Source organism: Pedobacter cryoconitis, assembly GCF_014200605.1.
GTDB lineage: Bacteria > Bacteroidota > Bacteroidia > Sphingobacteriales > Sphingobacteriaceae > Pedobacter > Pedobacter cryoconitis_B.
The window spans coordinates 36,950-50,376 of the sequence record NZ_JACHCE010000007.1 but is presented as its reverse complement, the minus strand read 5'-3'; the positions used below and the strand labels follow the sequence as shown (position 1 = coordinate 50,376).

Below are 13,427 nucleotides of genomic sequence, written 5' to 3'. Positions count from 1 at the left end.
TTTTTTATCAGACGATTCTTTGATAATTAAAATAATTATAGTTTGTAGCGTAATCCTATCAGGTAAGTTTGTTCATAAAAATCTTTACGGATAAGTGTTTCATTGCTACCTTCCTTTTGTTTTGGCAAACCTTTATTCTCGTCGTTCGTACCTTTAATAAACAACTGATTAGGAGTATTCAATAAATTTCCGGCCTTAATAAAAACACCAATATTATTTTTAAACTTCTTTTCTACAGAAGCGTCCATTTGTACAAAACCCTTTTGCCATAAATCATTATCCACAAACTGCGAAATTGTGTTGATACGCTCACCAGTATAAGATCCTGCCAATTGTGCATCCCATCCATGTTTGCTGTCTTTGTAGATTAATGATAAATTCCCTGTATGTGCTGACTGACCAAACAAAGGCCTGGTTTGTAAGACATTAATTAACTTAAGATCATTGTTCTCTCTGATCCTGGTACTTTTATCTGTTGTGATTCTGGAATGTGTGTAAGTATAATTAGCTTTAATCCCTATCTTATTGAAGAATTTGATATAATCTACTTCTAAACCATAATTTTTAGCGGTTCCAAAATTACCTGGTGTATAAAATTGATCCTGTCCTCTTACCGGATCTGCTTGTATTGTATATTCAATAGGGTCTTTAATTTTTTTATAGAATGCGCCTACCAGTAACTGATCAGTACTGTTCGGGAAAAACTCGTAACGTAAATCAAAATTGTCTGCAATAGCCCGTTTCAAATCTGGATTACCGCGTTCCTGATATTCTTCATTCACAGTTTTTGAAGGAACAATTTCATAAAAACCAGGACGGTTCAGGGAACGGAAATAAGTTGCTCTCAGATTTTCGTTTTTACTCAAGCCATACTTTAAGTTTAAACTTGGAAGGAAATCAGTATATACCTGCTTTCCAAAAGGTCTTAATTCTCCCATAGGAAATAAAAGATTATATCCCTGGTTTGTATGCTCTACTCTTGCCCCACCGATTACTTCCAGTTTAGCGATCCTGAAATTGAACATTCCATATCCGGCGGTAGTTTTTTCAGAAGCGTCATAAGTCAACGGGTTAGCTACTGCGCCTTTTGGATTTTGAACTTCCCAGATTATATCGGGATAACTCATAAAATCTTTACCATATAATCCAGTCCTGTTTAATGGATTTAGTACATAATTATTATAGAAACTGCTTCTCTGTTTATCCCTGTACAAACCACCACCTGTAAAATCAACTTTCGTACCTGCAATATCAGCTGTATAAGTAATATCCAGATAACCAGCCTTATCCTCGTCCGTATTTCTTGACCATCTATGGGTAGTTTCTTTAGCCGTAGTACGGTTTTCAATAAAATTATTACGGGTTCCGTTTAAAGTGATTGTTGTTTCATCAGGAACATCGTTTTTGGCTGTAGAATAAACTGCAGACCATTGTATTTTTAGCTTTTTCGGGATCAGCGTATGTTCACCATGTAAAGTGCTGTTATAAATCTGCTGTTCTGTAAATCTCGAACGGGTTGCATAAGAGATTTCTGCATTTCCTGCCGCTCCATTGTATTCTGCAGTTGCAAAATTTGTAGTAATCTGATCACGTGTTTGTATACTGGTAAGGTTTACATAAGAATTAACCAGTGACAATTTGTTTCTGTCATTAAAAGTATAGTCAATCTTTCCATGTAAACCATATCGTTTTTGTTGTTCGCTGAACTGTCTGTCAGCCATTGACGTAATCCTTGAATATTTATCTAAATCCACAACCGCAGAATTGAAAAAAGTACTATTCGTTCCGCGATAAGTATTCTGATAACTACCTGCAATTAATACACCCAGTTTGTTATTCAGAAAACGCTGACCAATAGAAATACCACCTACTAAATTAGGATCTGCCTGTTTGGCTTTATAGTCTATTGTTCCTTTAGAGAAATCTGCTGATTTAGCCTCATAGTTTCTTCCATTAATCTCATAAGGAGATTTAGAATTAATGGAACCCGCATCAAAAGCAAGGAATTTACGGTCAAAAAGCATTTGACTATAACCCGTTGCCAAATTTGCATTGATCTGTAATTTAGATGGAGCATCTTTCATAACCATATTAACTACACCACCAACAGCATCGCCTTCCATATTAGGTGTAAGCGATTTGTAAACCTCTAAACGCTCCAGTAATTCTGAAGGGAAGATATCCAGTGGTACATATCTGAACTTGTTATCAGGACTTGGTATTTTAATCCCATTCACCAAAGTATAATTATACCTTTTATCCATCCCTCTTAATATAGCATACTGTCCGTCTCCATTGCTGCTTCTTTCAATAGTCACTCCCGAAACCCTTTGAATTGCATTAGCAACCGTTAAATCAGGTGAAATCTCCATAGCCCTTCCAGATACCACATTCATCACCTGCATAGATTTCTGTTCAATCTTTCTGGCTGTACGTTCTGTTGAACCTTCCTGTTTAGCCGCAATGACAATTTCACTCAGGTCATTACTATTATCTTCACTCAGATATACATTAAGCGAAGGGTTATTCTCCTTTTCTACAATAATCTGTTTAGTAAAGGTCTTATAAGTGATATAAGAAACTTTAATAGTAAAAGTACCGGCTTTAACATGTTTAAACTCGAAGGAACCATCCAAACCTGTCATGGTAGTTTGTGCTGTGTTTTCCAGTTTTACCGAAGCACCGATCAGGGCTTCTCCGGTCCGGGTATCATACACGTGTCCTTTAATGTTACCGGCTTTTGCCACCGCAATGCTTAAGAATAAGCAGAGAATCGTTTGTAAAATTAATTTCATTGTTCAAATTGTTTGTTTGTGAGCGTGTGTTTTTTTTTCGCTGGCTCAAAAGTGTGGTAACATTTTCTCATTGACCAGAAACTACCGTGTACAAAATGTAAACACCGTTAACCGGACTGTATACAAAGCGCATACAACGTATACACGGATAAATTAAATAACTGATAATCAACAATATAAATAGAACAAAAACCGCCGTTATCATTCAGTTAGCGTAACATTAAGAAATTGTTAATGGCGGTTTTGATCAATCAGATCGTCTGAATGAAATTGCTCAGATTATCACCCTGGCTAATATTTAGTTTCTTCCGCAGTCTGTATCTGGCTACCCGCAGACTATCCTGAGAGATACCAAAGATGACTGCCATATCCTTAGAGCTCATATTCATTTTAAGCAATGCAATCAGACGAATATCATTTACGGTAAGGTCTTCACAATGCGCTTTTAAGCTATCAAAAAAAGACTGATGCAGCTGTTCAAAAACCTGCGTAAAGTCTTTCCACTGCTGATCGTGGTTGATGTTCTGATTAATCTGTCTCACCACTTGTAACAATTGCTTTTTCTGATCCCGCTTATCTTCTTTAATCATCTCCTCCAGCTTATTGCGCATACTGTCCAGAAAGTTGTTATGTTGAATGACCTGTAAAGTATGGGTGGTTAACTCCCGGCTTTTATGTTCCAGTTGTTCTTGCTGTGCCCGGCTGAGCTGCTCATTCTTTTCAGCAATAGCTATATTCTCTCTTAATTTTAAACGTTGTCTGGAAATGGTCAGCAGCCCCATGACAACTAAGAGCAGAATAACCACAACAACAGCAATACTGATAATCAGGTTTAACTTACGACTGTTTTCAAGCGCAGCGATCTCATCATTTTTCTTATCAATATTATATACGATCTGTAAAAAAGACATTTGTTTATTATTTTCATCAGAATACAGGTGAAGTAAATGTTTACGGCTTAATTCCATATAATGGTAAGCACTGTCATTCTGACCCATCAAATTATATGACTTAGCAATATCTCTATAAGCTGAGGCTTGCTGATACTCATTTTTTGTAGCTATAGATAAACTAAGTGCTTTTCTGGTCATTTTTAATCCTTCCTTATAATTCCCTGTTTTCCGAAGGATATCGCCCAGATTATTAACCACTTCAATACTGGAAACTTCATTATTTACGGCCTTATATAAAAGCAGTGATTCATTAAAATAAAACCTCGCAGAATCATAACGTACAAGATCTTCATGAATACTGCCCAGGTTTTCATAGATTTTCGCCACCCCCTGTTTATATCCTGCCTTTTGATATTCACTCAAAGCATGCCGCTGATAATAAAAAGCACTATCATAACGCTGTTGTTTTTCATATAAATGACCAATATGACCATAAGTTTCTCCAAGTCCTATCATATTATTGGTACTTTTATACAATTTTAAAGCTTCATCATATTGTTTTCTGGAAGATTTCTTATTGAAGTTCTGATAATAGACAACTCCCATATCATTAAAATTGTCTGCCAGTAAATTCTTTTCATCCAGCTGCCTGAACAATTTATCTGCCTGTTGGTGATAATCCAGAGATTGGGCATAATGCCCCTGTGCGTAACAAATTTTCCCCATCTGCTGCAAACACACCCCTATCGTTCTCTTGTCGTTGTTAGCCAATGCTTTATGATGCAATTTCTTGAGCAATACAAATGCAGAATCAGGAAAACGGTTACTTAATTCTAACGTACGTTTCAGCTCTTGTCCGGGAGTTTCTCTTGCCTCAGTTTTTTCAGGGTGAGCTAAATATATTAAAAACAGGAAAGCGGCTTTAAGATAGAATTTACAGTTGACGGGCATGAGTTGAGCAATTAAACAGCCGTCTGTTTGAATATCCGGCCACAACAAAGGAAGCCTTCTAATATTAATACAATGTTAAGCCAGAGGTAACGAATACTGGAATTCTTATTTTTGTTTAATAAGAAGATAACATTAATTGTACAAAATAAGGAATAAAAGAATTAAATTAGGCATAGGTATTGATATACATTCGCTACTAAAACTATTTAACCATAATTATATGCTCAGACATACCTATTACGATCAAAATGAGACAAACATGCCAGAGAACAAGTTAATCGACTTACAAGAGTACTACGAGGTTGAATACTGGTCTAAAAGATTTGGTGTTAAACCAGAACTATTAAAACGCGCAGTCATAGAGTCAGACAGTACTGTAGCTGACGAAGTAGAAAAATATATAAAAACTAAATTCGCACGCTAAGAAACAGTATTCAAATTATAATAAAGGCGAGAACAGCCGGCTTAACTTTTCAGGAAACTGTTTGTAAAGCGGTCTTTTTTCCCATTCTTTAGGATCAATCTTCTGGGCATCTTCCAGGTCCTGATAGAAAGTCTTTGTCATCTGCTGAGCAGTATGACTATCATAAATTACGCTGTTTACCTCAAAGTTCAGCTCGAAACTTCTATTATCCATATTTGCTGTACCAATTACAGATAATTGCTCATCTGAAACCATAGTTTTCGCATGAATAAATCCTTTCTGATATTCGTAAATCTCGACTCCTGCACTCATTAAATCACCATAATATGATTTTCCTGCTGCAGAAACCATTCTGGAATCTGATTTCCCAGGCAATAAAAGCACAACTTTGATACCACTCAATGCTGCAACCACAAGCGCATCCAGTAAAGTCTCTCCGGGAATAAAATAGGGTGTAGTAATCAGTATCTCTTTTTCTGCCATTCCTATAGCCTGAATTAAAGAAAATAAGATGGTTGGATTATCAGAATCCGGACCACTGGCAGCAATTTGCATCACCGCATTCCCCTGCTGCTTTTGATCCGCCAGAAAGAAGTCACGCTGCGGAATAAGCTCTTCATCAGCACAAAAATTCCAGTCACATATAAATAAGTATTGGAGGTAAAAAATTCCAGGCCCTGTTATTTTGACATGTGTATCACGCCAGTAAAGCTGGCCCGGACGTTTTGAACTATTGATGTATCTGTCACTTACATTAATACCACCAGTAAATGCAATACATCCATCAATTACAATGATTTTACGGTGATTTCTATAATTAATCCTGTTAGCCAGTGCAATAAAAAGGATTTTATAGAACGGATAAGCCTGTACCCCAGCACTGATTAACTCAGGAACCACTTTTTTCCGGATACTTCTGCTGCCAAAATCATCATAGATTAAACGGACCTGTACGCCCGCCCGGGCCTTTTCCATCAAAACAGCTTTAATCTGATTGCCTATTTCGTCATCCTCATAGATATAATATTCGATATGGATATGATGTTTTGCCTGTCTTATTGCTTCCAGGACAGCAGGAAATTTCTCCTCTCCATTTTTAAGGATTTCAATCTTATTGTTTCCACTAAGATTACTCATGCCATCATTAAGCAGTAACTTTACTAGTTTTTGATATTTAAGGAGTTCAGCAGGCACTGTATTCCATGTTTTTTCAGACTCCCTGAAAATCTGTTTTTTGATATGGCGCTGCATCAGTTCATTATTGACTATTTTTTTACTGTATAATTTCCGTTTCCGGTAATTGGTGCCAACACAGAAATAAATAATAATTCCCAATATTGGAAAAAAGACTGTCAGCATTAAATAGGCAAGCGTTTTACTGGTTGAATTCGTATCATAAATAATGCGCAGACAAGTCGCTATAACAACCAGCGTATAAGCGATCTCCAATAAAAGTATCCAGCTAATTTCCTGCATATGATTTTAAAAATATATCCTCTAAGCTGAAATAACAGATAGCAGCCAGTTTTGTTATGGTATTAATTAATTTAGCAATGCGCTGTCTTTGAGATGATGTAAAGCATATTCCCCAAATGTAACCAAAGATTCAATTTTACCCTGTGCGAAAACGTTTTATAAACTCTTAAAAAAATAAATACTACTTATTCAGTATCAGCAAATTGATTATTTAATCTTTAGCGTAAAAACCTTGAAATACTGGCACAAAATTGGAGGCTTAATTTTCAATTAACGAAACTCACAACCAATGAACAAGAAAATTTTAATATTTGACGATGATCAGGAGGTGCTAACCGCTCTGGAGTCTTTACTCGATTTTGCAGACTGGGATCTGCTGACATTTTCGACAGGAAAGAATGCACTGCTGCAGATCCAAAGAGAAAAACCTGACCTGATTTTAATGGATGTAGAACTGGACGGCTTTGATGGCAGACAAATTTGCAGATCCATTAAAGAAGATCGTCTCTTACAAAATACTCCTATTATTCTTATTTCAGGGCAAATGCACACAGAAACGATGGTAGGCACAGAATTTGGCCCGGATGATTTCCTGCCAAAACCATTTAATATAGGTGAGCTGATTGATAAAGTATATTTCCAGCTGGCCAGCTGATTTTCTTTACAGCTGATCCAGCGCTTTTAAAATTACGGAACAGGCTTTTCTGATTTCTTCCTCTGTGATAATTAATGGAGGAGCAACTCTTAAAGCCGTTTCACAATGTAAAAACCAGTCTATAATTATCCCGTCAGCGGCACAAAGCTGACTTACTTTTTCTACTTGCTCAAAACTATCCAGCTGAATACTCCTCATTAAACCCTTCCCTCTAACCTCACGGATCAGTGGATGAACCAGTAATGTTTTGAATAATTCTCCCTTTGCATCAACACCTTCAACCAGGTTTTCATCCAGTATAACTTCCAGACTTGCCAGTCCGGCAACACTCGATACAGGATGACCACCAAAAGTTGTAATATGACCAAGTATAGGGTTTTCTTTCAAAACACCCATCACCTCTCTATTTGCTATAAATGCTCCTATTGGCATTCCACCACCCAGTGCTTTTGCCAGCAGCAGAATATCAGGTACTATATTGTAATGTTCAAAAGCGAATAATTTACCTGTACGGCCAAATGCAGCTTGTATTTCATCTAAGATCAGTAAAGTACCCATTGCAGTACAACGATCTCTCAGTTGCTGCATATAACTTTCTGAAGCGACCCTTACACCTGCTTCTCCCTGGATAGTTTCCATAATCACACAGGCAGTTTCAGTAGTAATCAGTTCCAGATCTTCTTCTTTACCAAAAGTTATGAAACGGACATCAGGCAGTAAAGGGCGATATTTCTGTTTGAAGTGTTCATTCCCCATCACACTTAATGCCCCATGTGTACTTCCATGATAAGCATGATGGCAGGAAATAATACCTGATCTCCCGGTATATCGTTTAGCTAATTTAAGTGCGCCTTCTGTTGCTTCAGTTCCTGAATTCACAAAATATACATTATTAAGCTGCGCTGGCAGTACACTGATTAGTTTTTCAGCAAATAAGACCATGGGTGATTGTACAAATTCACCATATACAGTCAAATGAAGATATTTATCCAATTGTGCCCTGATTGCATCAAGTACTCTTGGATTCCGGTGCCCGATATTACTTACAGCAAAGCCAGAAACCAGATCCATATAGCTCTTTCCACTTTTATCGTACAAATACATACCTTCTGCATGATCTACTTCAAGCATATTAGGACTAGTAGAGGTTTGTGCGTTATTAAGTAAAAAAAGTTCTTTATGACTGATCATCGGATTTCTGAATTTCCTGCAAAACTAAGCAAAAAAAGATCTTTTGAGTGCCAAAATCATTATTTATGTAAGAATCTATGGAGAGGATTTCTGAGTTGAGCGGAGCCTCTTCTAGAATTGTATAGTAAATATATGCCAGCCTGTTTCATAATTATATGTCAGTTTGTAGCGGTACAGATTACATATCTGACTGGTTATTGCTAAACCAAGACCTGTTCCTTCGGAAGACGAATCTTTATAGAAACGTTCAAATGCCCTGCTACCATCCAAAGCTTTTCCAGATCCTGTATTAGCAATACTTAACCTCCCATCCAATAAGCTGATCTTAATTCCCCCACCCTGAACATTATGTCTTATTGCATTGTTAATCAAATTATTAAGCAGTATATCTGCCAGGTACTTACTCATCAATAAATGCTGGTTATCAAGATGTTGCTCAATCCGGATATCACCGGCAGTAAATAATTCTTTAAATTGTCTGATTTTTTGAGCGATTAAAATATCCAAAGCGATATCTTCTTCATCCTTAATCAGGTTATTTTCTATTTTGGCTAATAATAAAAGAGACTGATTTAACCTGGATAATTTGTTTACAGCGAGATAAACATCTTCAATCAGTTCTCCCTGCTGGTCCGATAATGCCTCTGTCTGAATCAGCGTATCTAATTTAGCATTAATTACTGCCAGTGGCGTCATCATTTCATGAGAAGCATTGTCAGTGAAACTTTTGAGTTCTTTATAATCCTGTCTGACTCTGTCTGACATAGAAATCACAGATTGATTAAGCTCCTGAAACTCATCAATCTGTGTATACTGCACAGAAAATTCATTTTTATCTGCCAGATTAAAGGCTTTAAGTTGTTTCAGTGTTTCATAAAATGGCCTCCACAAACTACTCAGAATAAATCTATTGACTATTGTCAAACTAATTAACAGTATAGCAATAACCCCTAAAGTGATCAGAAAAATAAGTCTGACCAGATCTTCAGCTTCAAGACTGGATTTTGTGATGGTAACCTTATAATCCTGTTTACCTATCCTGACATTTGTAAGCAAGCTTCTGCCTGGTTCAATTTCTTTTTCTTCAGGATTATAGTACGAAGTATTGCTAAAACTCCTTTCCGCAGGCTCCTTATTTTTCAGCTCCTCATAGGTTACTTTCTGATCCTTAAAATCACTGGGCAAAGGAAGCTTTTTATATTTAAGGACGCTGGCTATGATCTCTTCCTCTTCAATTTTAAGATCATTATCCAGCTTATTAGTTAATATATAATGTATTGCAAGATAATATATGGCCCCACTCAGTACCAGTATGATTAAAGAGGTAATCAGGTTTACCCTATTATATTTTTGCGCCAGCTTCATCAGCTGCTAAATTTATAACCAACTCCATACATGGATTTTATATAGTCATTACATCCGGCCTCTACCAGTTTTTTCCTCAGGTTCTTAATATGTGTATAAATAAAGTCGAAGTGATCAGAAAGATCAATTTCATCTCCCCACAGATGTTCTGCCAAAGCACTTTTGGTGATAACTTTATTTTGATTGGCTATGAAATATACCAGTAAATCATATTCTTTCTTAGTCAGATTAACATTATCATTTCCAACTACTGTTTTCATGGCAAGCGTATCTATACTAATCTCACGAAAAACAATCAGATTATTTCCATCAAAATTTTTCCTTCTTACTATGGCTGATACTCTGGCCTTTAATTCAGACAAATGAAAGGGTTTAACAAGGTAATCATCTGCACCTAAATTAAGCCCGGATAGTTTATCATCCAGAGAATGTCTTGCCGAAATAATGAGTACACCATCATTTTTATGCAGCCGTTTCAACTCACGCAGAATCTCCATTCCATCTCCATCAGGTAAAGTAAGATCAAGAACTATGCAGTCATAATTATATATATTGATTTTTGTCAATGCACTTGCATAATCATCAGCGGTTTCACAGATATTACCTTCTTCTGTGAAATAGGCAATAATACCATCACGCAGAGCAGCTTCATCTTCAATTAATAATATTTTCATAACGGCTTTAATCCAATTATACGTTGTCTTTATTTTCGGTCGTATCTACCGGTCTGATTATCATTCTTAAAGATTGATCTTTTGAAAAATAGGCAACAGTCCAGTTATAAAATGTCCTGAACCTGTTGCGGTAAGAAATCAGCGACATCAGGTGGATAAATAACCAGGCAAGCCATGCAATAAACCCATTCAGATGAATTTTTGGTTTAGGTAAATCTACCACAGCTTTATTGCTTCCTATGATCGCCATACTTCCCCTGTCCTTATAAACAAAGCTCTTTGGAGCCTTACGTTCTGCAATCCGTGTAAAGTTAGCAGCAAGACTTACGCCTTGTTGAATAGCTACCTGAGCTACCTGGGGATGACCTTCCGGATAACCAGGATCACCGGACTGGATCGCGGTATCGCCAATTGCATAAATATCTTCAAAACCTACCAGTTTATGAAAGCCATCTACTGCCATCCTTTTTCCTCGTCCATAACTGGTCACCGGTATCCCTTCAAAACTCATCGCACTGACCCCGGCGGCCCAGATCAGGTTTTTAGTAGCGATCTCTGTCCCATCAGAAAGAATAACTTTATCGTTCACAAAATCATTCACATGACTGTTAAGCAGGATTTTTACGCCCAGCTTAGTTAGTGATTCATAGGTATTGACCTGCGATTTTACGCTCATGGGTTTGAGCAGTGCAGCACCGCCATCAACCAGGTAAATCTGTGCGCCTGTATCTTTTAATTCAGGATAATCCTTATGCATGATATTATGGCGCATCTCAGCAAACATACCAGAGATCTCTACCCCTGTCGGTCCTCCGCCTGCTATCACAATAGTCAGGCTCTTTGCAATCTCAGCTTTGTCTTTTGCAATGGTTGCTTCCTCAAAATGAGTGAGTAATTTATTACGCATCTGTATTGCATCACTCAGCGTTTTCATCGGGATGGCATTTTTCTTAACGTTCTCCATTCCGAAATAATTCGTCTCCGCCCCTGTAGCAAATACAAGTTCATCATATTCAATAATACCATTGCTAAGTTCAAGCTGATGAGATTCAGGTATAACCTTAACCAGCTCGCCCAGTCTGAAATGCAGATTACTTTTATTCCTGAAAAGTTTACGGATAGGATAACTGATGCTGGAAGGTTCCAGAAAGGCTGTAGCCACCTGGTAAATCAATGGTGGAAAGAAGTTATAATTGTTTTTATCAACCAGGGTAACCTGGTAGTGTTTCTTTTTTCCGAGTTCCAGGGCTAAGTTAATGCCTGCAAAACCTCCACCAATGATAACTATTCGTTTCTGCATAATTTATTGTTTCCTGACTAATGACAGATAAAAGTAAATAATGTTTTAAAACCTGAATGTAAAATTGATGATCAGCATCATTGTTTTAGAAATTATGAATATAAGATAACAGTAAACCGGCGGAGAAGTATTTTGCAGGAACTGTTAATGAATCTCCTATCAATTGATTCTTATCACTGGCCGTATCAAAATTCACTGGTTGCGGATAATTGTTCCGATAACCAAAACTTAACAGCAAACCTGCACGCAGATTAAATTTACGTCTTTTGAAATTCCCTCCCAGTTGTGCATGGTAATTATCCCATAATGCGATGTGCCCCTGTTCATCGGTCTTTTCATTGAGATAATTAAAATCAGTCCGCAAAGAAGACATTAATGTAAAAACATCATTGATCTGGCGGCTGTACCCCATCCCCACATTCAATACACTCTTTCTGCCATCAAGTAAATTCAATAACCCATCAAACTGCAAAGCAGAACCATTTCCTGTTCTGATAAATGAACTGGCATCTGGTTTTAGGATTGTATAGGAATCTACAGATGCGAAATATTCGGCAGAAAGATATACTTGTCCCTGCCCGTAATCGTAGGCATATCCACCTGCAAGACTAAATGGCATTCTCCATTTAGCCCGGAGATTAGTTTGTCTTGTACTTGCCAGCAAATTTGTAACCAGCCCCGACTCAGGGTCAATCAGGTTAGTTGAACTAATATCAGCAATAAAAGTACCACGGCTATATAATTTCCCTAAAGGGCTGCTTAATAACAAGCCCCAGTGATGGTTCCCCGAATCATAGGCAATACCAAACTTTAGCCTGATCCCTGCATAAGTATAATCCGTTTTAGAAATAATCTGATTTCCTGCAACTGGTGGAAAAATATTGTCAGGATCATTGGGCGTATTATATAATGCTCTGGAAGTTATATTCTGACTTACACTTGCATTCCTTAAAGTACCCTCTACAGTTATCCCTGCTGCAAGTTTCTGACTGATCCTCTTTCCTACACTAAATTGTGCATAAGTCTCAGTTACCTGTGATTCCCCATCATATTGACCTACATAAACCTCATTCCCGGGACTGTAACTATCATCCAGCACATTAGCCTTTTTATCCAATCTTTGTGAAGTGCTAAAATCCTGCAAAGGGTTTTGAACAAGTGCAAAACCTATGGTTAAAGGATCTTCTTTATTTAATTTGAAAGTTTTAGAGATCAGCTGCGGGATAATCCGGGTACTGTTTGAAACCAGATCTTTTCCGGCACCTACTCCGTTTTTCAATCTGAAATGATCATAATGGTAAATATTGGAAGATATGGAAGTTGCCGTTTTATCTGACCATGCCATTACCGCAGGATTCAGATAGACTATACCGCTGTCTCTTGTATTTGCTATAGCCGCACCCGGTGTTAAAAAACCTGCAGGCGAAAAACTTGATGTCCAATAATGAGAATCCTGCGCTTTCAGCAATGCTGGCATGGAACTAAGCAAAACACATAAAAACAAGGCTGTCTGTTTCTTCATTATAAGAGCTAATATTAAAGTCATGAAAATACAAATACTATCAGGAATCCCTATCTTTATTTCAAATTATATTCTATAAACCCGCACAAGAAATAAATGACATCCGCTACACGATTAAACCCCTATAAAAAGATCTTCAAAAACATTTTTTGCTATTCAATTTTAAGTCTGATCACCTGCT

Annotated in this window: 10 protein-coding genes; 2 read left to right on the top strand and 8 right to left on the bottom strand. The window is 37.2% G+C overall.

The features are described 5' to 3' along the window. Window positions 1-35: 35 nt before the first annotated feature. Both HDE68_RS19220 and HDE68_RS19215 read right to left on the bottom strand, forming a co-directional pair. Window positions 36-2,795: a TonB-dependent receptor gene (locus tag HDE68_RS19220; protein ID WP_183883860.1), complete on the bottom strand. Its 2,760-nt coding sequence runs from the start codon at window positions 2,793-2,795 to the stop codon at window positions 36-38. A 251-nt stretch (window positions 2,796-3,046) separates the two neighbouring features. Beyond that, window positions 3,047-4,639, bottom strand: coding sequence for a tetratricopeptide repeat protein (locus tag HDE68_RS19215; protein WP_183883859.1), 1,593 nt, complete (start codon window positions 4,637-4,639; stop codon window positions 3,047-3,049). 220 nt (window positions 4,640-4,859) lie between these two features. Here HDE68_RS19215 and HDE68_RS19210 point away from each other — a divergent pair, with 220 nt between their 5' ends. Continuing rightward, window positions 4,860-5,063: a DUF3606 domain-containing protein gene (locus HDE68_RS19210; protein ID WP_183883858.1), complete on the top strand. Its 204-nt coding sequence runs from the start codon at window positions 4,860-4,862 to the stop codon at window positions 5,061-5,063. A gap of 15 nt (window positions 5,064-5,078) precedes the next feature. Here HDE68_RS19210 and cls read toward each other — a convergent pair whose 3' ends face one another. Next, window positions 5,079-6,539 (bottom strand): cardiolipin synthase, encoded by a 1,461-nt coding sequence (cls, locus tag HDE68_RS19205; RefSeq protein ID WP_183883857.1) that lies wholly within the window; start codon window positions 6,537-6,539, stop codon window positions 5,079-5,081. Window positions 6,540-6,828: 289 nt separating this feature from the next. On the opposite strand from cls, the gene HDE68_RS19200 reads away from it, so the two are divergent. Then, window positions 6,829-7,194, top strand: a complete 366-nt coding sequence (locus HDE68_RS19200) for a PleD family two-component system response regulator (protein ID WP_183883856.1) — start codon at window positions 6,829-6,831, stop codon at window positions 7,192-7,194. 6 nt (window positions 7,195-7,200) lie between these two features. On the opposite strand, the gene HDE68_RS19195 is transcribed toward HDE68_RS19200, so the two are convergent. From HDE68_RS19195 to HDE68_RS19175, 5 genes are all read right to left on the bottom strand, one after another. Then, window positions 7,201-8,385 (bottom strand): aspartate aminotransferase family protein, encoded by a 1,185-nt coding sequence (locus tag HDE68_RS19195; protein WP_183883855.1) that lies wholly within the window; start codon window positions 8,383-8,385, stop codon window positions 7,201-7,203. 111 nt (window positions 8,386-8,496) lie between these two features. Continuing rightward, window positions 8,497-9,750: a sensor histidine kinase gene (locus HDE68_RS19190; protein WP_183883854.1), complete on the bottom strand. Its 1,254-nt coding sequence runs from the start codon at window positions 9,748-9,750 to the stop codon at window positions 8,497-8,499. Then, the gene (locus HDE68_RS19185) at window positions 9,750-10,424 is read right to left on the bottom strand and encodes a response regulator transcription factor (protein WP_183883853.1); all 675 of its coding nucleotides are present in this window, start codon (window positions 10,422-10,424) and stop codon (window positions 9,750-9,752) included. Before HDE68_RS19185 ends, HDE68_RS19190 begins: the two co-directional genes overlap by 1 nt. A gap of 16 nt (window positions 10,425-10,440) precedes the next feature. Beyond that, entirely contained in the window at window positions 10,441-11,724 is a 1,284-nt protein-coding gene (locus HDE68_RS19180) for an NAD(P)/FAD-dependent oxidoreductase (RefSeq protein WP_183883852.1), read from the bottom strand. 85 nt (window positions 11,725-11,809) lie between these two features. After that, window positions 11,810-13,246 carry a hypothetical protein gene (locus HDE68_RS19175; protein ID WP_183883851.1) on the bottom strand — a complete coding sequence of 479 codons (1,437 nt, stop codon included), beginning with the start codon at window positions 13,244-13,246 and terminating at the stop codon, window positions 11,810-11,812. Between the last annotated feature and the right edge of the window lie 181 nt (window positions 13,247-13,427).